Below are 25,978 nucleotides of genomic sequence, written 5' to 3' on the forward strand. Positions count from 1 at the left end.
GACAGCATGGCTATGCAAACTGTAAACAAAAGAGAATATGGTTTTATTGAAAAAGGAAGACAGTCGAAAGTGCATATGAAGAAAGGACAGTATATCTCAGGTTTTTCTGTTGGTATTTTGTATTTAGATGATTGTTGGTATCCCATTTTACCAGGTAATGTCGCCAATCTCGCAACCTATGACTTTCCTGTTGTATTAAAAGTTGTACCAAATTGCACTCAAGAAAGAATTCACGTAGGAGATCCAATGCTTGTCGAAGATGTCATTCGTTCAGCCAAGCAATTTGAGGCTGAAGGAGCTCGGGTTATATGTGGAGCTTGTGGTTTTTTCGGCAATTTTCAAGAACAAGTAGCAAATGCCGTTGATATACCTGTGTTTCTATCAAGTGTCGTGCAATTGCCATGGATTAAAACGGGACTAAAATCGACTCAACGTATTGGTATGTTAACAGCAGATAGTCATGGTATTACACCATCTTTATATAAAAGTTGTGGCATAGACAATCCAGATTATGTCGTTGTGAAGGATTTAGGTAGATTACCAGAGTTCTCCGCAATCATTGAAAGTAGAGGTAGTTTTGATAATGATGTGGTGCGTGAAGAAGTTGTAAGTGCGGCTTTGGAGCTTGTTCGTGATAACCCGGATATCGGGGCAATCCTATTGGAGTGCAGCGATCTCCCGCCATACGCAGCAGATATTCAACGGGCAGTCGGACTACCGGTTTATGATTTTATAACGATGATTCGCTGGGCCCATATGGCGACTGCACAAAGACCATATGACGGGTTCATCTAGGGGGTTCTCAAAATGAGCGATGAGAAGACGATAATATGCAGATGTGAAGAAGTATCATTAAAGACAATCAATGACACTGTTTATCAATATAGTTGCTCCTCCCGTGAGGTAAAACTTCGAACGCGAGCAGGAATGGGGTATTGCGGAGGAAGAACTTGTCGACATGTCATCGATACAATTGTGGCTGATTTAAACCAAAAGGTGATTACGGATGATATTCAGCTGAGTTACCGCCCTCCAGTTCGTCCTATAACCTTTGGAGCGTTAGGAGGGGTATACCATGAGAATGAGAGTTGTTAATCATCCGGTTCTTGGAAACCTTCCAGAGCGAAATCGGGTTACAATCTACTTCAACAACCAACCTTTTCAAGCGTATGAAGGGGACACCATTGCATCCGCAATGATGGCTGAAGGCATAAAAACATTACGGAATCACGAAGAGAGTGGAAATGGCCGAGGGATCTACTGCAATATTGGTCACTGCTTTGAATGTAGAGTTCAAGTAGGCGAACGAAAAGTTGTTAGAGCCTGCTTAACACCCGTTTCAGAAGGTATGGACATTTATTCGCTTTCTGTTTTTAAGAAGGGGAGTGAATCACATTGTTGAACTTACTAATTATTGGGGCGGGACCAGCGGGTTTGAAAGCGGCGATTGCAGCGGCTGAGCAAGGTCTTAACGTCAAAGTGATTGATGAGTTTCCGAAAGTAGGTGGTCGTCTACTCGGTCAACTTCATCAAGAGCCAAACGGCGAATGGTGGAACGGAATGGAAATGGGCGAGAAACTTCATCAAAAAGCAATAAGAGCCGGAGTTGATATACAGTGTGAAGTTTCCGTCGTCGACATTAGCCAATCAGTTTCAGGTTGGACGGTTTATACTTCTCAAGGAATGATAGAAGCAAGAAAACTGCTGTTAGCGACAGGAGCAACAGAAACACCTATTCCAATACCTGGATGGACACTACCGGGAGTAATGTCTATTGGGGCAGCACAAGTGATGGGAAATGTCCATCGAGTGAAGCCGGGAAATACATGTGTCATAATCGGAGCAAACGTATTGTCTATGGCGATTGCAAATGAATTGAGATTATGTGGAATAAAGGTGAAAGAAATTGTTCTGCCAGCAGTGGGTCCAATATCAAAAGACGCAGGTATACCGGAAAAAGTACTAGCATCGTTAATGAAGTTAACGCACTTAGCACCAACCGTTATTTTGCGTCAGGCCGGTAAGCTTGGAAAGTTCATAAACCCAAGTTTCGCCATCAAGTACTTTCCTAGAAGGGGGATCAAGCTGTTTGGAATTCCTATTCGGCTGAAGACAGCAGCTGTCGAAATAATGGGTGAAGACCATGTAACAGGTGTGCAGACGGTTACTATTTCATCGGACGGAAAAGTGATTCCAGGAAGTGAAAAAGTAACGGAAGCTGATTTTGTCTGTATAGCTGGAGGGTTAGCGCCGATGTCAGAGCTTGCGTCGATTGTAGGATGTTCCTTCAAATACGTACAGGAACTTGGTGGTCATGTGCCTGTACATAATGAACGAATGCAAACAAACGTGCCGAATCTCTTTGTTGCAGGAAATATAACGGGAGTAGAAAGTGCAAAAGTTGCAATGGCTCAAGGGAAAGTAGCGGGTCTAGCAATCGCTTCCGAATGGAAGGGCAAGCGTCAAGAAATAGAATTAGCACTAACGACAGCGATGGAGGAAGTCCGAAAAACTAGGGCTGAGGCGCTCATCCAGTTTCAACCAGGCATTTCGGAAGCGCGTGACACTGTATACCATCAATTTACACTAGACGAACTGAGAATGAAGCAAGAAGTCTCTGTTTCATAAGAAAATGGGATTGGAGGAGCAGATTTGAAATTATTAGTAGTAGGTGCCAATGGGACACTTGGGACTGCAGTAGTACACGAAATGAAGGATACAGCAGAAATTATTCAAGCAAGTAGAAAAAATTCTCCTATTAAAGTAGATATCACATCAACCGACAGCATTCGAAGCATGTTCGAGGAGGTTGGGAAAATAGATGCACTCGTTTGCACGGCGGGTGCGGCACATTTTGGGGCTATTGAAGAACTAACCCCAGAACTAAATAGCATTGCTGTTAATAGTAAACTTCTTGGTCAAGTGCACTTAGTACTACTCGGTTTACCGTACATCCTGGATAAAGGTAGCATTACGTTAACTACGGGAATATTAATGGATGACCCTATTCTAAAAGGAACTTCGTCTTCCATGGCAAACGGCGGTGTTCGAGCTTTCGTTAAATCAGCAGCTATTGAATTTCCAAGAGGAATTCGCATTAACAGTGTAAGTCCAAATATGTTGGAAGAATCGAAGGAAAAGTATGGTTCGTCTTTTGAAGGCTACGAGCCCGTTCCGGCAAAGCGAGCTGCCCTTGCTTTTAGAAAGAGCATTTTAGGAGCTCAAACAGGACAAAGTTATACCGTTTATTGAAAACTGGCTCATATTAATGAGCTTTACCATAAAGGAGGAACTCATGATAGAAAAGACAGTTGTTATTACGGGGGCAGGAAGTGGTCTAGGCGCATCTTTAGCGAGGAAGTATTCAGCATCTGGGAATCATGTATGTTTACTTGGCAGAAAGAAAGATAAACTTGTCAGGATCGCTTCGAAACTGGAGGGCAATCATTCTATCTATGAAGTAGATGTGACTTCTACCACAAGTATTAAAAATGTTATGGCGAAAATACGAGAAGAACGTGGCTCAATTGACTGCTTAATAAACAATGCTGGTGTAGGGGTTTTTAAGCATTTAGAAGAACTACATGAAGAAGAAATCAATCAAATGATTGATACGAACTTAAAAGGAACAATCTATTGCACACGGGAAGTATTACCTGGAATGAGGGAGCGAAATAAAGGGAGCATCGTAAATATTGTTTCCGCTTCCGGAAAAGAAGCAAAAGCGACGGAAAGTGTCTATAGCGCAAGTAAATTTGGTGTGCGCGGCTTTTCAGATGCGATCGCATTGGAACTAAAAAATTCCAATATACAGATTTTCTCCGTCTTTATGGGGAATATGAAAACGGATTTATGGGGAGATGATCATCCCGAAGCTCAACTGAATAATTATATGGATCCTGAAGATGTTGCTGAAATCATTATTGAAAATCTAAAGCCACGAAGACATCTATGTGTAACAGATATAACCATTTTGAATCACATTTAATGAAAAGCATAGAAAGTAACTCTGTTAAAGTATCTGATTATTCAAACTTAAAAGGGGGATGTTTATGACTGATTTTTTCAATTGGCTCAGTGGGATGGTATGGAATGAATATTTTATTTACTGCTTTCTAGCGGTTGGTTTGTTTTTTACGATCGCGACTAAATTTGTTCAGGTGACTCATTTAAAAGATATGTTCAAGTTGATGTTTCAAAGGAAAAGTTCTAAAAGTGGGGTCTCTTCTTTTCAAGCAATCTCTATGTCTTTAGGGAGTCGTGTCGGGACAGGTAATATTGCAGGGGTAGCCACTGCGATTGCATTAGGTGGACCCGGTGCCATTTTTTGGATGTGGTTAATGGCATTTCTAGGCTCAGCCACCTCCTTTATTGAAATTACACTCGGTCAGGTTTATAAAAGCAAACTAAATGGGGAATATCGTGGGGGGCCATCCTATTATATTGAGAAGGGCTTAGGGCTCAAGAAGTTTGCTTTTGCTTACGCAGTTTTAACGATTGTTGCAAACGGTTTTTTGCTCATGAACATTCAGTCAAATACAGTTGCTGCATCCATGAAAGGTGCATTTGGCATTCCACCGATTATTACAGGCTTAGCAATGGTGATCCTCTTAGCTCTGATCATTTTAGGAGGAGTAAAGCGAATTGCAAAGGTTTCGGAATGGTTAGTACCAATCATGGCAATTGGGTATTTAGTAGTTTGTATAATTATACTAGGTGCTAACCTAACTGCTATTCCAGCAGTTTTTAAATTAATTATTTCTAGTGCCTTTGGTGCTGAAGCGACATTCGGTGGAATCGTCGGCTCTGCTATTGCGTGGGGCGTTCAGCGTGGATTTTTCTCAAATGCAGCTGGATCGGGTGGCGAGACATTCGAAGGATCTGCTGCCGAAGTATCACATCCAGCTAAGCAAGGGCTCGTACAGGCTATGGCTGTTTATATCGATACATGGGTTATTTGTTCGGCGACAGCGTTTATAATCTTAATCACGGGCATGTATAATGTAAAACCATCTGGTTCCGAAGCACTAGCAACCAATGTACCTGGAGTCGAAGCTGGATCGATGAATGTTCAGCTCGCAGTGGATTCTGTACTAACAGGATTTGGATATTCTTTTATAGCGATTGCTTTATTTTTCTTCTGCTTTACGACAATGATTGCCTATTACTACAAATCGGAAACGAGCTTGGCATTTATTAATCGAAATAAGAAAAACGGTAGAGCGTGGTTAGGATATCTACTGAAGTTTGGTATTCTATTTTTTGCACTAACTGGTAGTATCGTTTCTGCAAGTACAGCTTGGACACTTGGGGATATTGGTTTAGGAAGTATGGCTTATTTGAATATAATTGCTATACTACTTCTTACTAAACCAGCATTGAAAGTGCTGAAAGATTATAGGGAACAGAAAAAAGCTGGGAAAGATCCCGTATTTGATCCAGTGAAACTTGGGATAAAGAACGCGGATTTCTGGGAAAATGAGTTTAAAACGGATACGTTGGATAATGGAATGGAACTTAAGAAAAGTAGAACTGACCAGTCTCCTAGCGGTAAATTACAGCCACTAGTGAAAGCAAGTCAACCAGAAAAAGTATAAGAATGGAGCGGTATGATGAGATTAAAAGATAAAGTCGCAATCGTAACAGGTGCAGGTTCAGGAAATGGGGCTGCCATTGCCAGGGGATTTCTTGCGGAAGGGGCAAAGGTTGTATTCGCGGACATTAATATCAACGCTGCATTGGAAGTGGCTAGCCAATCCGGTGCTGGCAAAGATGATTGGATGGCCGTAGAAGTAGATGTTGCAAACCCAGCTTCCGTTAAAGAATTAATCTACAAATCAATGAAAGCGTTTTCTAGGTTAGATATTATGGTAGCTAATGCTGGGATTACGATTAGAAAACCTTTTCTTGAATTGACAGAATCAGATTATGATAAAGTAATGGATGTGAACGCAAAAGGTGTTTTCTTTTGCAGTCAAGAAGCTGCTCGAATTATGGATGAACAGGGTGGCGGTAGCATTATTCATATGTCTTCCACGACTTCTGTTTTGGCAGAAGCAAATGCAGTACAGTATGGTGCTTCGAAAGGGGCAGTCGCTGCTATGACACGACATATGGCGTTAGATCTAGGGCACCGCAATATTCGAGTGAATGCAATAGCTCCAGGAACCATTCAAACGAACTTAACCGGATCACGTTTGCAAGACGAAGAAGTTGTCGCTAAGGAGGCAGATCTTACGATGTTAAAACGCATTGGGCAACCAAGCGATATTGTTGGGGCAACAATATTCTTAGCGTCTGATGAGTCTTCGTTCATAACTGGGACGCAGATTTTTGTAGATGGTGGCTATTCGGTTAAGTAAATGAGTAATAACAAAAGGAATTGAGTTGTCATTAGGACAACTCAATTCCTTTTGTTATTATAGTATTAAAATTTTAATATTTTTGAAGGTGTCTAAAACTGTGAAGTTCTTTACTTAGTGTATTATCTTTCTTGGTAAACAGTGCAGCTTTATAGGTTCGTAGTGAAAGGTAGTTCAAACGGGATAAGTGTAGTTTCCTCTACACCTAGGCAATCTGTATAAATTATTAGATGAAGCATTTACACTTTGTCTAGTTAAATAGATTGGTTGTAATGATGCTGGGCTAGGAGTATGTTTAAATGCATTAATGACGCGTACTTGTGAGCCAAAAGTTCCGATCCATGTTGGATTACGGGCAATTTTAGATTCTTTTACGTTCGAGGAAGCATTATCTGCGGTTAGTCACAACCAGATGGCTTCGCCTGCGCATTTTTTAATCGCTTCCAGAGAGAAGAAAATAATAAGTGTAGAGGTTTCACCAATTTATACCGCACAAATTAAACCAGAAAATGGGGTGCTTATCCATACGAATCATATTTGCGCACCAGCTATGCAAAAGGTAGTTGTTGATAAGCCTCATGATGATTCCTACCATCGCCTAAAAGCCATTGATAAACTTGTAGGTTCGCTAAGTAGTGATATAGAAGCTAGTGATATCTTTTCTTTATTAGCTGATCACGATAACTATCCTGATTCTATTTGCAGACATGAAAATCTAACCAAGTTATCACATGAAAACATGGAAACTGTTTTTAGTATTGTGATGGATTTAACCAACAACAAGGTTTCTGTCATATTAGGAAATCCTTGTTTAAGGAAAGAGGTTTATTCAACAATAACTTGTTGAATTTGTATACAAGAAAAAAAAGTCGCCTTGCTTTAATGAGCAGTGGCGACTTTCTTCTTTGGGTAAGCTTTTCCTTTTAATAGACCGTACGCTTTAATGGCAGTTTCGAGAGCTAGACGATTTGCAGGTTTCATAAAGTCTTCTCCAAGAAGTTGTTCCAGCTTTTCGATGCGGTGATATAACGTCTGTCTGACGATAAAAAGGCGTTCCGCAGCCTCCTTTTTGGAACCCATATATTCTAGGTAAACAGAAAGTGTTTCTAAAAGGTCGCTTTCCATTTTCTCGTCATAATCAATAAGCGGTCCCAAATAATTTTGAACATAATTTTCAAGACATCCGCTCTTTTTTAACGGGAGCAAAATTTGATATACGCCAAGGTCTTCATAAAAGTTTGAGTCCAAAATTGTCGCTTGGAGTAGTTGCAGTACTTCATTTGCCTCTTCATAACCACTTGTTACATCTGAAATTTCTTTATACACCATACTGACACCAAACGAACATTCTTTCCGGTCTATAAAGTGATTCTCTTTCATGGCCATAATACTATGAATGATTTGAGAAAACCGGTCCTTGTCCAGTTTTAAATGATCCGCGGCGATAAAAGAAGCGATGACAGATATTTCACTTTTACTCGAAGAAACAGCTGGGAAAAAACCATGACGTTTAAAGAGTGTACGGATCATCATCGACCGTTGCAGTTTAATTTCTTCCCAATCTTCTTCATCGAATCTTGACTCAGGAAAATTCATTCGAATGATAAAAACTCTATAATACATATTGCGACTAGTAGCAGGCAAATAAGTTTGTAGATCGTCCTGATCAACATCTCGACCGTTTAAAAGGTTTTGGACAAACTCATCCTCGCTATGCTGTTTACGTTCTTCAATCGTTCGGTTACGCAACAAAATTTGTGCAATAGCAAGCGCTGCACGATCCAAAATAAGGAAGGTAAAATCGTCTGACATGGATTGCTTCACTTGGAGGCACAGATACCCCCAGGTTTGTCCAAGTCCTTCAACTGGCATAAGCGCGAATGCTTGCTCATCAAGTGTAAAAATTTTCGGTTCTGTATGGACAGATGAAGAAATTTCAAGATAAGTTCGGATGTTTGTTTCTAATTCTTTACATTCGGATGGGTAATAATAGGACCTTCCATTATCGGAAATGAATATAACAGCTTGTTGAAAAAACTGGTGTAGCTCCAGTAAGATTTTTAAAATACCGTTAGGTGTAAGAGACGAAGCATTGAATTTCCTAGACAGCGTGTCGAGCTGTGAAAGCATTTGATGGTGTTGATTGATGATAAATGTATGAAGGTCTTGCGTAATATCAACAAATTTCACGGTATTCTCAAATGTGATAATCGGAAAAGAATGCTTGTTTGCAAGTTCAATGAGTTCAGATGGAATTTCCTTGAAGTAAATTCCCAACTCTATACAAATACATGCGACATCTTTTTCTATCAACTTCATCACATATTCTAATTGTTTAAGAAGATCGGGTTGTAGACCTCCTCCTGTAGTAAGAATCATTTCGCCTCCGTTTATTAATGATTCAAAGTCATTAACTTCTAACACATGTGACCATTTCACTTGCCGATCCAAGCCAGTTTCTCCCGCAATAACTTTCGCACATTTGAACGAATCACGAGAAAGAACATCTCGAACAGTCAAATTCAATTCATTCATTAAAAAGATGCCTCCCATAACGTAAAAATAATAAGCTCATCATTTTACATAGTGTAAAGTGACAATAGTCAAAATACTTTGTAAAGTATATTATGAAGTGTAACGAAAATAGTATTAACTAGCAAGAGAAATAGAATAGGAGGAATAAATATGACAACGACAGTAGTAGAAAAGAAAACGCTCACAAATTTCATCAATGGACAATGGGTAAAATCAACGACAGATAAATATGAAGAAGTACCGAATCCAGCGACGGGGGAAATTCTTGCAGAAGTTCCGATTTCTACACAAGAAGATTTGGATAACGCAGTAAAGGCTGCAAAAAAAGCTTTTGCTAAATGGAAAAAAACAGCTGTACCACAACGATCCCGAATTTTATTCAAATATCAACAATTATTAACTGAAAACTGGGATGAGTTAGCGAAGCTTATTACGATTGAAAACGGAAAAAATTACAACGAAGCGTATGGTGAAGTATTGCGTGGGATTGAATGTGTAGAGTTTGCAGCTGGTGCGCCGACACTCATGATGGGAACACAACTTCCAGATATTGCAACGAATGTCGAGTCTGGCATGTACCGTTATCCAATTGGAGTGATCGGAGGAATTACACCTTTCAATTTCCCAATGATGGTGCCGTGTTGGATGTTCCCACTTGCGATTGCGAGTGGAAATACATTCATTCTAAAACCATCAGAACGCACACCACTTTTGGCAAACCGTCTTGCGGAATTACTACAAGAAGCGGGGCTACCAGAAGGGGTCTTTAATATCGTACATGGGGCACATGATATCGTAAACGGGATCCTTAACCACCCGGATATTCCAGCAGTATCGTTTGTTGGGTCTCAGCCAGTGGCGGAATATGTGTATAAAACAGGAACTTCAAATGGTAAGCGCGTTCAAGCATTAGCGGGTGCAAAAAACCATACGATTGTTATGCCAGATGCAGATATGGACTTAACAGTAACAAATATTATAAATGCTGCATTTGGATCTGCTGGGGAAAGATGCATGGCTTGTGCGGTTGTCGTTGCAGTTGGCGATGTAGCGGATGGATTAGTTGAAAGATTAGTGGATGAGTCAAATAAGCTAACAATAGGTAACGGTTTAGAAGAAGGGGTATTCCTTGGTCCGGTCATTAGAGATTCACATAAAGACAAAACGCTAAATTATATCCAATCAGGCATTGAAGAAGGGGCAAAACTGTTACGCGATGGTCGTAGCGATAAGTCTACTTCGGAAGGCGGTTATTTTGTTGGACCGACCATTTTCGATCATGTGACGCAGGAAATGAAGATTTGGAAAGAAGAAATTTTTGCTCCAGTATTGTCCATTGTAAGGGTTGATACATTGGAGGAAGCAATCGAGTTTGCAAATAAATCGGAGTTTGCAAATGGGGCATGCTTATTTACGGATAGCGCAAAAGCAATCCGTCAGTTCAGAGAAGAGATCGATGCAGGAATGCTTGGTGTCAACCTTGGAGTACCTGCACCAATGGCATTCTTCCCGTTCTCAGGTTACAAGAAATCTTTCTACGGCGATCTTCATGCGAATGGCCGTGATGGGGTAGAGTTTTACACGCGCAAGAAAATGTTAACTGCGCGTCACTGATTATAAAGTATTCGTTCAAACTAAGCTAAATAGGCTGGAGCTTGCCTATGCAGGCTTCAGTAAAAAAAGGGAGTGGAGAAATTGACAACAGCAAAAGAAACGACAAAATCATTAGTGCAAAAAGACCGTGAAAATGTATGGCATCACATTTCTGCCTACAACGAAAAGAATCCTCCGATGGTCGTAGAAAGTGGAGAAGGAGCATGGATTACAGATCATGACGGCAACCGTTTTCTTGACGGGATGTCTGGACTGTGGGCAGTGAATGTTGGCTATGGGCGTGAAGAACTTGCGCAAGCAGCATACGAGCAAATGAAAAAGCTAGCGTATGTACCAATGACTCAAAGCCACGGACCTGCAATTGAGTTGGCAGAAAAATTAAACAAAATGCTTGGTGATGACTATAAGATTTTTTATTCAAATAGTGGCTCTGATGCAAACGAAGTAGCATTTAAACTAGCACGTCAATACCATCAGCAAAATGGGGAACCATCCCGTTACAAATTCATATCACGCTATCGTGCCTATCATGGAAGTTCAATGGGGGCATTGGCAGCGACTGGGCAGGCATTACGGAAATACAAATATGAGCCGCTTGCACCTGGATTCTTACATGTAGCACCGCCAGATAATTACCGCAAACCTGCAGGACAATCTATCGAAGAATACAATATTCAACGTGCTCAGGAATTTGAAGAGAAGATCATTTGGGAGCAAAAAGAGACGATTGCAGGAATTATTATGGAACCGCTTATTACAGGAGGGGGTATCCTAATTCCACATCCTGTTTATTTGGAAAAAGTGCAAGAGATCTGTAACCGTCATGGTGTTTTACTTATTGTCGATGAAGTAATTTGTGGTTTTGGGCGGACTGGGAAAGCGTTTGGCCATCAACATTTCAATCTGAAGCCAGATATTATTACAATGGCAAAAGGATTGACAAGTGCTTACTTGCCGCTATCTGTAACTGCAATTCGAAAAGATATTTACGAAAAATTCGATACAGGAGAAGAAAACAGCCACTTCCGTCATGTGAATACTTTTGGTGGAAATCCAGCTGCTTGTGCGGTTGCATTAAAGAACTTGGAAATTATGGAAAGAGAAAATCTTTTCGAACGATCCGCTGAACTTGGGGAGCGTCTCCTAAAAGAGCTAGCAAGCTTAAAAGACCACCCATTTGTTGGTGATATTCGTGGTCTTGGTTTCCTTCTTGGTATTGAACTTGTAGAAAATAAAGAAACAAAGGAACCTGCCTCTAATGCGCGTGTTGCGAAAATTATTGGGGATTGTAAGGCAAATGGGCTTATCATTGGAAGAAATGGCGATACGGTTGCCGGCTTTAACAATATTCTAGCAGTTAGCCCGCCACTATCTTGTACAGATGAAGATTTCGATTTTATCGTCGCAGTTCTAAAGAAAGTGTTTAAAGAAAACGAATCTTTTAAAGGCTAACCTGCATAAAGGGGAAACAACATATCTATTCGAAAAGATTGGGGAGAAATATACATGAAAATCGGCGTTCCAAAAGAGATAAAAAATAATGAAAATCGTGTGGCAATGACACCTAGTGGGGTCGTAACATTGAAGACTGCTGGTCATGAAGTCTTCATCGAAACAGGGGCTGGTTTGAAATCCGGTTTTACCGATGAAGATTACAGCCGCGAAGGAGCCGTTGTTGTAAAGACAGCAAAAGAGGCATGGCTAGCTGATATGGTGATGAAAGTAAAGGAACCATTAGAAGAAGAGTACGGCTATTTTCGAGAAGGGCTTATCCTCTTCACCTATTTACATTTAGCAGCAGAGCCGTCACTTACGAAAGCCTTAATTGACAATAAAGTCGTTGCAATTGCCTATGAAACAGTACAATTGCCGAATAATACGCTGCCACTGTTATCGCCAATGAGTGAAGTGGCTGGTCGAATGGCTACTCAAATTGGTGCACAGTTCCTGGAACAAATCCATGGCGGGAAAGGTGTTCTATTAGGAGGCGTTCCTGGTGTATCACGCGGAAAAGTGACAATTATCGGCGGCGGGATTGCAGGAACGAATGCTGCACGTGTTGCAGTTGGTATGGGTGCTCAGGTTACCGTTATCGATTTAAGTGTGGATCGACTTCGTCAGCTAGAAGATCTGTTTGGAAATGATGTTCAGACACTGGCGTCTAACCCATTTAATATAGCAGAATCTGTGAAAAATTCTGATCTAGTTGTTGGGGCGGTTCTTATACCGGGTGCAAGAGCTCCTAAACTCGTTTCGGAAGAGATGATTAAGTCAATGAGTCCAGGTTCAGTACTTGTAGATATTGCCATTGATCAAGGCGGCATTTTTGAAACATCGGACCGTATTACAACGCATGATAACCCGACGTACAAAAAGCATGGCGTCGTCCACTATGCCGTTGCTAATATGCCAGGTGCAGTTCCGTACACATCGACGATGGCTTTGACGAATATGACAGTCCCATACGCTTTACAAATTGCTAACAAAGGGTACGAAAAAGCATGTCTTGATAATGAGCCACTTTCTAAAGGGGTTAACATATTAAACGGTCATGTTACGTACAAGGCGGTTGCAGAAGACCTTGGTTATGAATACAAATCAGTTCATGAACTACTTAAGCAGGAATATGTACTTCAATAGATTGGTATAAATCCAAATAGTAATAAATACATGATACGCAAAATGAGGCATTACTTTTAAAAAGAGTAATGTCTTTTTCTTATTCAAACGACAAAAGAAGGTTTTTGGAAAAATTTATTGAATACATATAATTATTATTGCGGCACAAAATATTATTTATTGAGGTGTATGATGAATTATAGTGTGAAAGAAACCTATAACAAGTTAGCTAATGACTATGAACATAATGTAGATACAAAAAGTTTATTTAACACGGAATATGAACGACCTGCAATGATGAGGTTACTTCCAGCTGACTTGAAAGATAAGCGTATTTTAGATGCTGGCTGTGCAGCGGGGTGGTATACATCTCAGTTAGTTAACTTAGGTGCTAATGTCACTGCAACTGATATTAGTCCTAAAATGGTAGAAGCCACAAAGAGACGAATCGACGAAAATGCGGATGTTTTATGTTTAGATTTAGAGAAGGAACTACCTTTTGAAGATGAATCTTTTGATCTCATTGTGAGTTCGCTAGTTATGCATTACCTAAAGGATTGGAGCAAGCCTTTTAGCGAGTTTCGTCGAATATTGAAACCAAATGGGACGTTACTATTTTCCATCCATCATCCATTTATGGATATAAAGTTATCTGAGAATGGCAACTACTTTTCCACTGAATTTCTTGTCGATCAATGGAAAAGAGAAGGAAAGCTGATTGATGTTCCATTTTATCGAAGACCGCTTCAAGAAATACTGAACGAAACATTGGCGTATTTTTCTTTGGTGAAAGTAGTAGAGCCTCAACCGACGAAAGCATTTCAACTGATGGAACCAGATAAATATGAAAGGTTAATGAAAAATCCGCATTTTTTCATTGGGAAAGCAGTGAGAAATAAATGAAAAAGCGAAAAGAAACTACACCTAGAAAAATAATAATCATATGTAGCATTTGGAGCGTACTTATTATAATCCAGTGTATCCAAATCATTTATAGCCCACATACATTTGTGAGGGCTATAAATCTAATAAGTACAATCTTACTATCAACTATTATAGGAGCTTTTATTAGGGAACTTTTTATTTTGAAAAAAACAAGAGATTGATATAGCGAAGCAAAAGTTTGTACATACATAAACATATAGAAGAAAATCTTAAAGGCGTAGATTATCAAATATGAAATTAAGATCTGACTAGTGTTTTACATCAATTTTTTTGGAGGGCAGATACGATGCATCCAGTAGAAATTATGGAGCTAATGTTTGTAGGAGGTACCATTGCTGTAATCATAATCGTATCCCTATTTTTAAAAGGGAAGTGGCGAAAATTTTGCTTATTATTAGCTTTAGCCGCTTCCATTGCATTTGGTTTATTTTATATTTTACGACCTTATTGGATTGACACACAAATTAACAAAAAAGTTGAAATGTTAAATGTGTATTTAACAGAACATTACCCAACAGAAGAATGGGAGATTTCAACAGTGCCTCATCGGGAAGATGGCAACAAACATCTAAATCCATACTATATTTCGGTAACTTTTAACAATGAACCAGATGTTTTATATGAATATTGGGTAGAGAACGAAAGCAGTATTTTTCAAAGAGGATATTCGACAAACAAAAACTTAGATATGTTAGAACATATGGAAAATGAGCTTGAATAATGTAGGAAGGATTCATACAGGAGGTGAATAGATGCGAACAGAACAGCAAATTATGAATTTAGTTTTAAAAGTAGCAGAACGAGACAAACGAATTCGCGCTGTCGGAATGAATGGGTCAAGAACAAATCCGAACGCCCAGAAAGATATTTTTCAGGACTTTGATATTGTCTACCTTGTGACGGAAATCAATTCTTTTATAGATGATTCAAACTGGATAGATATTTTTGGTGAGCGAATTATGATGCAAACACCGGAAAATATGTCTATGTTTCCTTCTTCATTAGGCGGAAGATTTTCCTATCTAATGTTATTTATAGATGGAAATCGAATCGATTTAACATTAATACCAATAGAGGAAAAGGACGAATATTGCAAAGAAGATAAGTTAACGCTTATTTTAATGGACAAGGATAGCTGTCTACCGGAAATCCCGGCCCCGACGGATATCGATTATTGGGTAAAACGACCATCCGCTGATTTTTTTGCAGATTGCTGCAATGAATTTTGGTGGGTATCTACTTATGTGGCAAAAGGGTTGTGGAGAAAAGAAATTCTTTATGCTGTAGATCATCTAAATAATTTTGTTAGACCCATGCTATTTAAAATGCTTGAGTGGAAGGTTGGGATTGAAACAGATTACTCCGTTAGCATAGGTAAAAGTGGTAAATACTTGGAGAATTATCTTTCCAAACAAAATTGGCAAAAACTTCTTTCCACATATCCTGATGGAAGTTACGAGAGTATTTGGAATTCGTTGTTTGTCATGTGCGATCTGTTTCGTAGTACTGCAATGTTTGTTGCTGATAATTTAGACTTCAACTATCCGTATGAAGAGGATAAAAAAGTGAATGCATATCTAAAACATGTAGAAGGTTTATCCCAAGAAGATTAATATTTTCTACTAAGGGATGCGAACCGTAGATAGGTAGTCGGTTCTTTACACTGATTGTTGCTATCTTAGCGTTGTCGTATACTTTTTCAAACAAGCCCCTGAGCTCTCAAGCAGAAAACTGTTTACTACGTAATGTGCTGATCACCTTTGACGCGATCTATTTTGTTACTAAGACTGGTTGTTATAGAAGCACTAGCCAGTCTTTTTTAATATGATCATTTTCTATATCAAGTAGAACCTTGAAAAAAGGATTTTCAATAAGAATTATCTAGACAAGTTAGCGGAACTTACTTCTTGTTTCGTTTTCATTCGATTGATTTTTGAAATGTGTATGCTGAATGAATCTAAGCGATACTTTGTCCAAGAAAGTCGCTAACATAATGCCGATTACATATCGTATCAGATCTACCATAAGAAATCCTTTGCCTAAGATAAGTGCCCCTAACCAATTACCACGAATCTCTTTAACCCAATTCCCTTGATACAGTTGGCTAAATTCAATAGCAGAGCTAAAGAAGAGACTGAGGAAAATCGCTATGATTATGCTTTTACGTATGAAAAGGAAACGGAACCCTAAATAGACCATCATAGCCCAGATCATATCTCCTGCGTTTTGCACTATAAAAGAAGGAAGAAAATGACTGAACTTTCTGGAGGCTAAACCTAAGAAAATGGTAGTAATAACTGCAATAAAATAAGCTATCCGCATGTTCCGGTAACGTAACTTGCTATATTCATTTTTAGTAGTCAATTAGATCACTCTTTGGAATGTATTGGTATTCATTCATTTTCAATATACAAGTTTTATATGACGGAAGCAAGGCTTGATTAGGAAGTTTATACATGGGGCACTTAAATTTTTTTTTTGGAAAAAGAAATCCGATTTTTCGTACCATATTAATTGTCAAACTTTTCTAATGTGTTGAAAATTATTAGAAGCTCTTGATTATTTTTTTAGTAAGTATTATACTAACTACTAATTAAAAATGCGAAGAAATGATTCGTTTATTTCGAGGGATAAGCAACTAGGAGGGTGTTTGTGGACGTAATTTACAAAGAACTGCAGAAGTTAGGTTTTTCACAATATGAATGTAAAGCATACATTGGTCTATTAAAAAACTCTCCTATAACTGGATATGAGATAAGCAAAAGAACTGGTGTACCAAGGTCCATGATTTACGAAGTGTTGGGGAAATTATTAGATAAAGGTGCTATTTATACAGTACCTTCTGAACCTATTACTTATGCACCGTTACCGGCAAAAGAATTAATCAATCGATTGCGTAACAACTTCGAACAATCATTCGATTTTCTAGAAAAAAACTTAGCTGCATTAGAGAGTGAACAGGAACTAGATGTAATACATCGTATTAGCAGCGATGAACATGTTGTTGCCGAAATGATTGATATTATTGGTAGAGCAAAAGAAGAAATATGGCTGTCGATTTGGGAGCCTCAAGTAGGATTAATAAAAGATTCTGTAAATAAACGGGTAAAAGACGGATTACATGTCTTTTCCATGCTATTTGGGACACCTAATACGAAATTAGGTGTAACTACACATCATGATTACACTGCTCCTGAAGTAGCAGAGGAAAGAATGAATGGTCGATTAACGATTGTTGCAAGGGATAATGAAGAAGTGTTAATTGCTAACTTTTCTCCTATTGCGACTGGATGGGCAGTAGTAACTCAGGACCCGGCACTTGTTTTAATAGCGATGGAATACATAAGACATGACATTATTTTTGCGGAATTAACGAAAGAATTGGGTCCTCAGAAAGTAGAAACTCTCTGGAAAAACAACAAGGATTTGTATCATGTTGTTACAGGAAAACGGTTCAAGTAATTTGAACCGTCTTTTCTTACCCTATTTCATAGTAGTTATTTAACTAACTACTAAATAATTTTAAGGAGAGTTATATGCGTATAGAGAACGTCCAATTGGATACATTTGTATCTCAAAAAAATGAAGATAGTTTTATTAATGGAGTAAAAGCTTGTGTTCCCACATTGCTCGCTTATTTAAGTATAGGATTTGCTTGCGGTGTTGTTCAAAAAACTGCGGGACTTAGCGTTTTTGAGATTGCACTTTTAAGTTTAATTCTTTATGCTGGATCCGCTCAGTTCATTGTTGCTGCAATGCTAGTAACACAAAGTACTTCAATGGCTATTATTATGACCATTTTCTTTATTAATCTTCGCCATTTACTACTTAGCGCAGCACTATCTCCTTATTTCCGACAGCTGTCCCCATTTAAGAACATGTTAGTCGGAGCTTTACTGACGGATGAGACATTTGGTGTTGCGATGAACGAAGCTGCGAAAAAGAAAAATATTAACGAAAAATGGATGCACGGTCTAAATATTACGGCTTACTTAAATTGGGTTGTAGCCAATATAGCAGGGGCCCTTCTCGCACAGTGGATCTCAAACCCTGAAAAATTTGGTTTAGAATTTGCCTTGCCAGCGGTATTTATTGGACTTCTTATCATCTCCATACTAGAAAGAAGTAAGATCAAATTGGATGTTATTGTCACGATAATCGCTATTGTCATTGCCGTAGGAAGTACATTAATGTTGTCGAGCAGTCTAAGTATTATTGTTGGTACAATAATAGCGGCAACGATTGGGATGGTGGTAGAGAAATGGAAGTAAGATGGGAAGTTTTTTTAATTATTATAGGAGCCGCATTTGTAACCTTTGTACCAAGAGTTGTTCCACTTATGATACTTAGTCGTTTTGAATTACCGGAAGGGATAATGCGGTGGTTGAGTTTTGTCCCTGTTGCTATTATGGCTGCTTTGGTAGGTCAAGAAATTTTACTACATGATGGTAAGATTTCTTCTATTAGAAGTAACGTGGAACTTTTAGCAGCACTACCTACTTTTCTTATCGCGATCAAAACACGTAGTTTACTTGCGACAGTACTTGCGGGAGTTATTTCATTTATGATTTTACGCTTATTTATGTAAAAGGATATTTTTTGCAGAAAGTTTTATAGTTACCAAATAGGAAAGGTCCTGCGTATGTATGCAGGACCTTTCCTATTTATCGCATGATTGTTAGAGAAAAATAAACATCTGTTCGATCGTTATTTAGGATAGTAAGTAAACCCAGGATATTTGACGACTGGATACTTCACTTTACGTAATGCATCCAACAATTCTGGACCAACATGCAAATTTCCTTTCACTAGGTTTGGAGGAGTAAGTGCCATCCATTGGTTTAATGACACATCAACAAATCGATCACTCTTGAACATTTCCAAAAACCATAATGTTTGGTCACCGGTATTTTGAATATAATGCCCATTAGCAAATGGAACATAGCCGACGTCCCCAGCGAATACCGTCATTCGTCCCTGCCCTGAAAGGTAATACTGCCACTCATCATTATTCGGATGCCAATGTAGTTCTCGCATGGCTCCCGGTTCCACCTCAACAAGCGCAGCTGCTATGTTTTGAGATATAGGAAAATTAGTAGAGTCTACGATTCGTACGCTTCCTCCCGGAGTTTTAATCGGTTGTTGTGCTAGTAGCTGGTGCTTGAAGCTTTGGGGAATAGTTCCGTAAGGGGACTCAACTTCTTCACTTCCGAGCGGACCTGGGACCTTGTCTTGCTAGATGTAAACCTGCCCCGAAGGAATGTGATCAAAGGCACTAATTGGGACTCCAAAGTTGACCGATAACACATCTTTTGGTGTGTGTGCAAACCAATCTGAAATTGATAAAGTGTTAAGGTTAGAAAAGGTACCATCATCGAAAACTAGCAGAAATTCTCAGTGCTCCAACCCTTGTATCGAATGTGGAAGTCCAGCAGGAAAGTACCAAAGATCTCCCGGTCCTATGTCCGCGATAAAATTCCGTCCTTCTGCGTCGATTGCTGTAATTCGTGCCCGACCTAATATCATATAAGCCCATTCAGCTTGTTTCATGCTTGTGTAATCAGTAAATTTCTAACATCATTACTCGATTTAAAATTAACCGAACTAGAAATACTCGACTTAGTTGAAGACGTAAATAAAACTTATATCATGAGAAATTGCTGAAAATGATTTTACTCTATATAAAGAAATGAGCAATATGTGAATGAATTCACGGAAATATTTGCAAATGATTGAATAGATTAATAAAATCGAATAGAGAGGAGACAAGTTCAATGAAAACAGAATTTCCTGTAATTGAAACAAAGAGATTAATATTAAGAGAAGTAACAACCGACGATGCGAATGATATGCTTACATATCTATCTGATGAAAATGTGGTGAAACCTATGGGGTTAGAACCTTTTCAAACAGTTGAAGATGTATGGGATGAAATTAGTTGGTACAAATCGATATACGAAGAAGGCACCGGAATTAGATGGGGAATCACTCTAAAAGATTCTGGAAAGGTCATTGGCAGTTGTGGTTTCCTTAATAAACTTACGAAACATTATCGAACTGAAATCGGGTACGAATTAAGCAAAGATTACTGGGGGATAGGGGTAGCTAGTGAAGCGTTGGAAGCGGTTGTTAAATATGGCTATCATCATTTGCAGTTAGAAAGAATTGAAGCTTTAATCGAACCTACTAATATTCCTTCACAAAGGCTAGTGGAGAAACAAGGATTTATAAGAGAAGGATTACTACGACATTACGAATATACTCGTGGGAAATTCGATGATTTGTATATGTATTCTATCTTAAAAGGCGACGTTAATTTTAATTAAACTGAATACATAGGAGGTAGGACTCATCAAAACTAAAGTCAATCTTCCATTTATATACTTTTTAATGAAACCAAATGTAATTTTCGTATATAAAATTGAAACACTAGATTATATAACTGTTTCAGATTTGCTGTCTGGAAGTGATAGATGGGAAACGTTCGTATTGGAGCAGGAGGATGAATTTGATAGTTTTGACCATCGAGAAAGTCATTCTATGCAGGGCAGAAGTTTTTTTTTGCCCCTCAAGATGATTTGGATATGATGGCAGAGGTCATTAATGGACAGATTCAAAAAAATCGTCACATACGTCCAGTGGGCGCGGTGCATATCGCTTCCTTTGAATCGTCAGCAGGTTCCTTAAGAGCTAGTATAGAAAGGCCAAGGATTGGAATTGGCTTCCCGGACTTCCTTTCCATAGGGCCACTGTGGAAACTGGATGAAAAAATAGGGCAAAGCCGTCGTTATGAATGGGTAACGGAGAATATTAACTTGGAGCAAGAAATAGAAATTCCATTAAAATTCACTAATACACTGCGTGAGCTTGAAGATATCCCAAGCCAAGTTCCTATCCATATTTGGTATGGAAATAATGCGAGTGAACAAACATGCATGCGCTTTTTACTGTATTTACTAAGGGATAAAACGAATGATATATTTCTTATTAACTCCACTGATCTCTATTACAAATATATAACTTCCAGAGATGAACAGCAACGGATTTTCGATACTAGTCAGATCGGGTCAAAGAATTTAAAAAAACTGTTTGAAATAAACCAAACAAACGATCCATTATGTGATAAGGAAAGAATTCAAATGCAGCTAGAGTGGGAAGCATTAGCGCAAACGAGTGAAGTCCTGCTTATTTGGAGTAATGGAGAAATAAAAAGCGTGCCTGCATATCATTTTGACTTGCAAATTTTACAAGCAATTGAAATTTACACGAACAGCAAGAAATTAAAGATTTTATCAAAACCGGGAGGGTAATCGAAGAATTATTTATACAATTGGATGAATTTGTTGGTATTTTCTTTTTAGAATATAGGATTAGGTATTTAATATATACTGGTTTCCTTGAGTTAAAAGGAATACCCAAATCCGAGTGGCATTATAGTGTAAAAAAGCGAGATAGTTGATAAGAACAATAGTGCATTTATTACGCTTAACAAAATAAAACGAAGTAAGGACGAATCAGTTATTCTACTGAATTTAGTCCTTTTATTTTTATTAAAGATGTAAAGTTTGTTATTCAAAAAGTAAAGTTAACTATACAAAAAGACAAATCAACTATACAATAGAAAGAAGATGTTTGGAGGGAGCAGTTTGCTAAAAAATCGAGTGAAGGAACTAAGGGCGAGATTTAATTTGACGCAAGGGGATCTGGCCGAAAAGACCGGTGTCACAAGACAGACAATCGTTTCATTAGAAAAAGGAAGTTATACGCCTTCGTTGCTACTTGCTATGAACATTGCGGAAGTGTTTGGAGAACCGATTGAACAAATTTTTTATAAAGAGGAGGAAACGAAATGAGGATGTATATTACAGTTCTTTTGAGATGCTTGCTTTATGTTTCTCTTGCCTTGATGGTTTATGATTATGTGAGAATTGATATGTACTTCGAAATGATGGGAAGAGGATACATCGATGAATTTTCCGTATATGTATCAACTTGGAGAGGTACTTTTTGTCTTATAGTAGCTATTCTTCTAGTTGTTATAAATATTATTGATTTTATTGTAGTTAAGAAAAATAAACATGCCCACATGAAAGAGTATATTCTAACAGAGTATGATGTCGCTGATGAACGCGCAGTTGTGGTTACTGGAAAAGCAGTTCGTTTCGCATTTGTTTTTATTCTATTTTATACTTTCCTACTAATAGGATCGTATATGTTTATACCAAATTATTTTCTCGACTATCCTTGGTATCCGATATTTACAACTGCTTCGATACCGGTTTTTGGTTTAATTATTTACTTAGTAACGTTTAAATACTTTCATGCTAAATAAAAATAGGGGGATTCCATGAGGACTTTACTAATAACTATTATTTTACGCATTCTACTAATTATTTCATTTGCTGTGCACGTGTTCCCTTCTATGAAATCATCTCAACTTTCAAAAATGCTTATGAATAAACAGATAAGCTACGATTTTTATGTGGAAAATGGTATTTATTCTAATTATTACTCCATACCATTTTTCATCCTCGTCTTGCTGAACGTTTGGTTCACATACTTTAATTCTAAAAAACGCAATAATGGTAGAATACTAATGAAAGAAATAGTCATTCCAGAAGTAAACCTGGATGACGATGAACGAGAATCTGAAATTACAGGTAAGTCGGCGAAAGTGGCGTTTTCCGTTATTATTGTTTTCTCTTTTCTCCTATTGTCACTTTTCCCAATGGCTACAACATTTTTCGATGAACTAATAGCGTATTCGGTGTTCGCCGTTGCTGCTCTACCCATAATTGGTCTGTTAACCTACTTAATCACGTACAAAGTGCTATATTCTAGGTGAAGAAGGAGATATGAATCGTGGAAGAAATAAATATGGAAATCCTTCCAACACCAATAAGAGAACTATTAGCGTACGCTACGTCTGCAAGCAAAATTGACGAGGAGTATAAGCTTTATCAAGGGAAGGAAAATAGAAAATTATTTGGATACAAGCAAGCAGAGCAATTCGTTGGCTGTATTGGAGTTGAGTGGACAACGGACAATACTTGTATTATCAAACAGATTGCCGTATCTCCATCAGAAAGAGGGCGTGGAATAGGGGAGGGGATGATAGATTTTATTATTGACAATCATTCTCTCTCCAGGATTTCTGCAGAAACAGATCAAGATGCGGTGGATTTTTATAAAAAAATGGGATTTACTATTACAAACCTAGGAGAAAAATATCCAGGAGTGGTACGTTTTTGTTGTGAATTCAGAAGAATCGAAAAATAAAACAAATTTTATAAACTAGGGGGCTTTACAATGGGCTACGAAAAAGCATTGGAACAATATATAAGCGCGACAAATACACATGATTTCAACAATGTGAGTAAAATCCTTCACGAAGACGCAATTTACTGGTTTTCGGATAAAAATTGTACAACTAATAGTGAGATTCAACGTTATTTTGAAAACGCATGGAACCTTATAAAAGAAGAGGTCTATTCAGCGGAAGATATTAAGTGGATGACGAAGGACGAGAAATCCGCTACATGTATTTATGCGTATCGATATGAAGGGTATTACAAAGGGGAATTTGTGAAAGGCAGTGGAAGAGCCACGAACATCTTCACAAAAGAAGATAATGGCGAATGGAAGCTAATCCATGAACATTTAAGCAACTTATAAGAATTACAAGATAAGAAAACATCAAATGTTACAAATATATTACAGGTGCCTGGCACCAATGGGAGGCTTGAGAATGACGGATGCGATTTTAGCATCTTTAATTTTTCTTCTAACACTAACATTAGTTATATGGCAACCTAAGAACTTATCCATTGGATGGTCAGCATGTGGTGGTGCTTTAATTGCTTTATTGGTAGGGGTAGTAGGATTTCAAGATGTGCAAGAAGTAATTGGAATTACGTGGAATGCAACATTAACTTTCGTTGCGATAATCATTATTTCATTGATTTTAGATGAAATTGGATTGTTTGAGTGGGCAGCACTTCATATGGTGAAGGCAGCAAAAGGCAGTGGCGTGAAGATGTTTGTGTACGTGAGTATATTAGGTGCAATTGTGGCAGCGTTTTTTGCCAATGATGGCGCTGCACTTATATTAACACCTATTGTACTTGCGATGGTTCGACATTTAAATTTTAAAGAACAGATGATTTTTCCGTTTATTATGGCGAGTGGGTTTATCGCTGATACAACGTCTTTGCCGTTTGTCGTGAGTAACTTAGTGAATATTGTATCGGTGGATTTCTTTGGCATAGGATTTGCAGAATATGCTTATCGAATGTTTATTCCCAATTTGTTCTCCCTAATTGCAACCATTACGGTGCTGTACATTTATTTTAGAAAAAGTATCCCGAAATCATATGATTTATCGAAATTGCGAACGCCGTCAGAAGCGTTAAAAGATGTAAGAATGTTTCACCTGTCCTGGGGTGTTTTAGCGATATTACTTGTTGGTTATTTTGTCAGTGAATTCATCCAAATGTCCATATCAATTATTGCTGGGGTAATTGCTATTTTGTTTTTATTAATGGCGAGAAGAAGTCATGCAGTGAATACGAAAGCTGTTGTAAAAGGAGCACCATGGAGTATCGTATTTTTCTCTATAGGTATGTACGTAGTTGTATATGGAATGGGAAATGCTTGGTTGACGGGTTCTTTAGCAAGTGTCGTTCAATTTGTTGCGGACCAAGGTTTGTTCGTAGCGACGATGGGGATGGGTTTTATTGCAGCTTTTTTATCCTCTGTTATGAATAATTTACCAACCGTAATGATTGATTCATTAGCTATCGCGGAAACGAATACTTCTGGACAAATTCGCGACGCACTTATTTATGCGAATGTGATCGGATCAGATTTAGGTCCTAAAATTACACCGATTGGTTCGCTTGCAACATTAGTGTGGCTACATGTTTTATCCCAAAAAGACATTAAAATTTCATGGGGTACTTATTTTAAAACAGGGATTATTTTAACGATTCCTATTTTGTTTATTACGTTAGTTGGACTGTATATCACATTTATGATTTTCTAAAGGAGAAGTAAAATATGACTAATAAAACAATCTACTTTTTATGTACGGGAAACTCGTGTAGAAGCCAAATGGCAGAAGGTTGGGCAAAGAAATATTTAGGAGACCAATGGAATGTGTACAGTGCTGGTATCGAAGCACACGGATTAAATCCGAACGCAGTGAAGGCAATGAATGAAGCTGGAATAGATATTTCCGTACAAACGTCGGATATAATTGATCCTGCTATCTTAAACAATGCAGATTTAGTCGTTACATTATGTGGAGACGCTGCCGATAAATGCCCAATGACTCCGCCACATGTAAAAAAAGAACACTGGGGCTTTGATGATCCAGCAAAAGCAGAAGGAACGGAAGAAGAAAAATGGGCTTTCTTTCTACGTGTCAGAGATGAAATTGGAGGAAAAATCGCACAATTTGCCAATGCGAAGTGAGATTGATTTATTCATTTTCGGTGAGAATTTAATGCATTACTAGGAAAGTTGGAGAAATAGTAGAGCATATTATAAGAAAACTAGTAATGGTTGGAAGTATCTGCGTTTCCAGTATGAAACGTATTTTTTAGTACGAACAAACCAAAAAAGCATGGGGATAAATAGTTGAAATGAATCATAGCTTGTACAACTAGAACAGAACGTACGTGTGGCATAATAGAAGAGTAATAAAATAGCTTGGTCAAGGGTGGTCGGCATTTCCAATTTACTAATTTTGAATTTATTCAAGGATGGGAAAGGAGATGTTGCTATATGACAACTTTCGAAACTTTGATGTTCGCACTAGCGTTCGCTGGTTTGATCGTTTCCATACTTACTTTTTCTAAAGAAAAAAAAGTAAACCACCCCTGAGCTTGCCGGCAATAGGG

General features: G+C 38.3%; 31 protein-coding genes and 1 pseudogene. 29 read left to right on the plus strand and 3 right to left on the minus strand.

Translation table 11 applies throughout. From position 1 onward, the window contains the following. Nucleotides 1-6: 6 nt before the first annotated feature. The 9 genes from FG383_RS03480 (at nt 7) to FG383_RS03520 (ending at nt 7,209) form a co-directional block, all read left to right on the plus strand. Entirely contained in the window at nt 7-795 is a 789-nt protein-coding gene (locus FG383_RS03480) for an aspartate/glutamate racemase family protein (RefSeq protein WP_142605461.1), read from the plus strand. 12 nt (nt 796-807) lie between these two features. Then, nucleotides 808-1,095 carry a (2Fe-2S)-binding protein gene (locus tag FG383_RS03485; protein ID WP_142605462.1) on the plus strand — a complete coding sequence of 96 codons (288 nt, stop codon included), beginning with the start codon at nt 808-810 and terminating at the stop codon, nt 1,093-1,095. Next, nucleotides 1,076-1,402: a (2Fe-2S)-binding protein gene (locus FG383_RS03490; RefSeq protein WP_142605463.1), complete on the plus strand. Its 327-nt coding sequence runs from the start codon at nt 1,076-1,078 to the stop codon at nt 1,400-1,402. The genes FG383_RS03485 and FG383_RS03490 overlap by 20 nt, the downstream gene beginning before the upstream one ends. Continuing rightward, nucleotides 1,396-2,628 carry an NAD(P)/FAD-dependent oxidoreductase gene (locus FG383_RS03495; RefSeq protein WP_142605464.1) on the plus strand — a complete coding sequence of 411 codons (1,233 nt, stop codon included), beginning with the start codon at nt 1,396-1,398 and terminating at the stop codon, nt 2,626-2,628. Before FG383_RS03490 ends, FG383_RS03495 begins: the two co-directional genes overlap by 7 nt. 24 nt (nt 2,629-2,652) lie before the next feature. Next, complete coding sequence (locus FG383_RS03500; protein ID WP_142605465.1) at nt 2,653-3,252, plus strand: short chain dehydrogenase; 600 nt, start codon at nt 2,653-2,655, stop codon at nt 3,250-3,252. A 43-nt stretch (nt 3,253-3,295) separates the two neighbouring features. Next, a complete protein-coding gene (locus FG383_RS03505; RefSeq protein WP_142605466.1) occupies nt 3,296-3,988 on the plus strand; it encodes an SDR family oxidoreductase in 693 nt (230 codons plus the stop codon). A gap of 64 nt (nt 3,989-4,052) precedes the next feature. After that, nucleotides 4,053-5,597: an alanine/glycine:cation symporter family protein gene (locus tag FG383_RS03510; protein ID WP_142605467.1), complete on the plus strand. Its 1,545-nt coding sequence runs from the start codon at nt 4,053-4,055 to the stop codon at nt 5,595-5,597. Between the two features lie 12 nt (nt 5,598-5,609). Continuing rightward, nucleotides 5,610-6,362 (plus strand): SDR family NAD(P)-dependent oxidoreductase, encoded by a 753-nt coding sequence (locus FG383_RS03515; protein WP_142605468.1) that lies wholly within the window; start codon nt 5,610-5,612, stop codon nt 6,360-6,362. A gap of 262 nt (nt 6,363-6,624) precedes the next feature. Continuing rightward, complete coding sequence (locus FG383_RS03520) at nt 6,625-7,209, plus strand: C45 family autoproteolytic acyltransferase/hydrolase (RefSeq protein ID WP_281285269.1); 585 nt, start codon at nt 6,625-6,627, stop codon at nt 7,207-7,209. A 32-nt stretch (nt 7,210-7,241) separates the two neighbouring features. Here FG383_RS03520 and FG383_RS03525 read toward each other — a convergent pair whose 3' ends face one another. Then, nucleotides 7,242-8,897 carry a PucR family transcriptional regulator gene (locus tag FG383_RS03525; protein ID WP_142605470.1) on the minus strand — a complete coding sequence of 552 codons (1,656 nt, stop codon included), beginning with the start codon at nt 8,895-8,897 and terminating at the stop codon, nt 7,242-7,244. A gap of 150 nt (nt 8,898-9,047) precedes the next feature. Between FG383_RS03525 and FG383_RS03530 the strand changes: the two genes are divergently transcribed. The 6 genes from FG383_RS03530 (at nt 9,048) to FG383_RS03560 (ending at nt 15,688) form a co-directional block, all read left to right on the plus strand. Continuing rightward, nucleotides 9,048-10,511 carry a CoA-acylating methylmalonate-semialdehyde dehydrogenase gene (locus FG383_RS03530; protein ID WP_142605471.1) on the plus strand — a complete coding sequence of 488 codons (1,464 nt, stop codon included), beginning with the start codon at nt 9,048-9,050 and terminating at the stop codon, nt 10,509-10,511. An 81-nt stretch (nt 10,512-10,592) separates the two neighbouring features. Then, a complete protein-coding gene (locus FG383_RS03535) occupies nt 10,593-11,963 on the plus strand; it encodes an aspartate aminotransferase family protein (protein ID WP_142605472.1) in 1,371 nt (456 codons plus the stop codon). 54 nt (nt 11,964-12,017) lie between these two features. Continuing rightward, complete coding sequence (gene ald / locus FG383_RS03540) at nt 12,018-13,151, plus strand: alanine dehydrogenase (RefSeq protein WP_142605473.1); 1,134 nt, start codon at nt 12,018-12,020, stop codon at nt 13,149-13,151. A gap of 171 nt (nt 13,152-13,322) precedes the next feature. Next, the gene (locus FG383_RS03545; RefSeq protein ID WP_142605527.1) at nt 13,323-14,033 is read left to right on the plus strand and encodes a class I SAM-dependent methyltransferase; all 711 of its coding nucleotides are present in this window, start codon (nt 13,323-13,325) and stop codon (nt 14,031-14,033) included. Between the two features lie 328 nt (nt 14,034-14,361). After that, on the plus strand, nt 14,362-14,796 hold the full coding sequence (locus FG383_RS03555) for a hypothetical protein (protein WP_142605475.1): 435 nt from the start codon (nt 14,362-14,364) through the stop codon (nt 14,794-14,796). Between the two features lie 31 nt (nt 14,797-14,827). Continuing rightward, nucleotides 14,828-15,688, plus strand: coding sequence for an aminoglycoside 6-adenylyltransferase (locus FG383_RS03560; protein ID WP_142605476.1), 861 nt, complete (start codon nt 14,828-14,830; stop codon nt 15,686-15,688). A gap of 277 nt (nt 15,689-15,965) precedes the next feature. Here the strand turns inward: FG383_RS03560 and FG383_RS03565 are convergent, their stop codons facing one another. Continuing rightward, nucleotides 15,966-16,439 carry a ribosomal maturation YjgA family protein gene (locus tag FG383_RS03565; protein ID WP_246096835.1) on the minus strand — a complete coding sequence of 158 codons (474 nt, stop codon included), beginning with the start codon at nt 16,437-16,439 and terminating at the stop codon, nt 15,966-15,968. A gap of 288 nt (nt 16,440-16,727) precedes the next feature. Between FG383_RS03565 and FG383_RS03570 the strand changes: the two genes are divergently transcribed. From FG383_RS03570 to FG383_RS03580, 3 genes are all read left to right on the plus strand, one after another. Further along, the gene (locus FG383_RS03570; protein ID WP_142605477.1) at nt 16,728-17,537 is read left to right on the plus strand and encodes a TrmB family transcriptional regulator; all 810 of its coding nucleotides are present in this window, start codon (nt 16,728-16,730) and stop codon (nt 17,535-17,537) included. A 74-nt stretch (nt 17,538-17,611) separates the two neighbouring features. Further along, complete coding sequence (locus FG383_RS03575) at nt 17,612-18,346, plus strand: AzlC family ABC transporter permease (RefSeq protein WP_142605478.1); 735 nt, start codon at nt 17,612-17,614, stop codon at nt 18,344-18,346. Then, nucleotides 18,337-18,663, plus strand: a complete 327-nt coding sequence (locus FG383_RS03580) for an AzlD domain-containing protein (RefSeq protein ID WP_142605479.1) — start codon at nt 18,337-18,339, stop codon at nt 18,661-18,663. Before FG383_RS03575 ends, FG383_RS03580 begins: the two co-directional genes overlap by 10 nt. A 119-nt stretch (nt 18,664-18,782) precedes the next feature. Here FG383_RS03580 and FG383_RS03585 read toward each other — a convergent pair. Next, a pseudogene (locus FG383_RS03585) lies at nt 18,783-19,622 on the minus strand (cupin domain-containing protein); the annotation flags it as partial. Between the two features lie 227 nt (nt 19,623-19,849). Here FG383_RS03585 and FG383_RS03590 point away from each other — a divergent pair. The 11 genes from FG383_RS03590 (at nt 19,850) to FG383_RS21090 (ending at nt 25,961) form a co-directional block, all read left to right on the plus strand. Next, nucleotides 19,850-20,401, plus strand: a complete 552-nt coding sequence (locus FG383_RS03590) for a GNAT family N-acetyltransferase (protein ID WP_142605480.1) — start codon at nt 19,850-19,852, stop codon at nt 20,399-20,401. A gap of 258 nt (nt 20,402-20,659) precedes the next feature. Beyond that, complete coding sequence (locus FG383_RS03595) at nt 20,660-21,385, plus strand: DUF1835 domain-containing protein (RefSeq protein ID WP_142605481.1); 726 nt, start codon at nt 20,660-20,662, stop codon at nt 21,383-21,385. A 20-nt stretch (nt 21,386-21,405) separates the two neighbouring features. Then, a complete protein-coding gene (locus tag FG383_RS21600) occupies nt 21,406-21,534 on the plus strand; it encodes a hypothetical protein (RefSeq protein WP_425467619.1) in 129 nt (42 codons plus the stop codon). 169 nt (nt 21,535-21,703) lie between these two features. Continuing rightward, complete coding sequence (locus FG383_RS03605) at nt 21,704-21,928, plus strand: helix-turn-helix transcriptional regulator (protein ID WP_142605482.1); 225 nt, start codon at nt 21,704-21,706, stop codon at nt 21,926-21,928. Next, nucleotides 21,925-22,407: a hypothetical protein gene (locus tag FG383_RS03610; protein WP_142605483.1), complete on the plus strand. Its 483-nt coding sequence runs from the start codon at nt 21,925-21,927 to the stop codon at nt 22,405-22,407. The genes FG383_RS03605 and FG383_RS03610 overlap by 4 nt, the downstream gene beginning before the upstream one ends. A 15-nt stretch (nt 22,408-22,422) precedes the next feature. Continuing rightward, nucleotides 22,423-22,920: a hypothetical protein gene (locus FG383_RS03615; protein ID WP_142605484.1), complete on the plus strand. Its 498-nt coding sequence runs from the start codon at nt 22,423-22,425 to the stop codon at nt 22,918-22,920. Between the two features lie 17 nt (nt 22,921-22,937). Beyond that, on the plus strand, nt 22,938-23,354 hold the full coding sequence (locus FG383_RS03620) for a GNAT family N-acetyltransferase (protein WP_246096837.1): 417 nt from the start codon (nt 22,938-22,940) through the stop codon (nt 23,352-23,354). 30 nt (nt 23,355-23,384) lie between these two features. Continuing rightward, nucleotides 23,385-23,750 (plus strand): YybH family protein, encoded by a 366-nt coding sequence (locus FG383_RS03625; RefSeq protein ID WP_142605485.1) that lies wholly within the window; start codon nt 23,385-23,387, stop codon nt 23,748-23,750. A 73-nt stretch (nt 23,751-23,823) separates the two neighbouring features. Next, nucleotides 23,824-25,119 carry an arsenic transporter gene (locus FG383_RS03630; protein ID WP_142605486.1) on the plus strand — a complete coding sequence of 432 codons (1,296 nt, stop codon included), beginning with the start codon at nt 23,824-23,826 and terminating at the stop codon, nt 25,117-25,119. A gap of 14 nt (nt 25,120-25,133) precedes the next feature. Further along, complete coding sequence (arsC, locus tag FG383_RS03635; RefSeq protein WP_142605487.1) at nt 25,134-25,550, plus strand: arsenate reductase (thioredoxin); 417 nt, start codon at nt 25,134-25,136, stop codon at nt 25,548-25,550. A gap of 312 nt (nt 25,551-25,862) precedes the next feature. Next, nucleotides 25,863-25,961, plus strand: coding sequence for a putative holin-like toxin (locus FG383_RS21090; protein ID WP_221887501.1), 99 nt, complete (start codon nt 25,863-25,865; stop codon nt 25,959-25,961). Nucleotides 25,962-25,978: the final 17 nt, after the last annotated feature.

Origin of the sequence: Psychrobacillus soli (assembly GCF_006861775.1) — a bacterium.
GTDB lineage: Bacteria > Bacillota > Bacilli > Bacillales_A > Planococcaceae > Psychrobacillus > Psychrobacillus soli.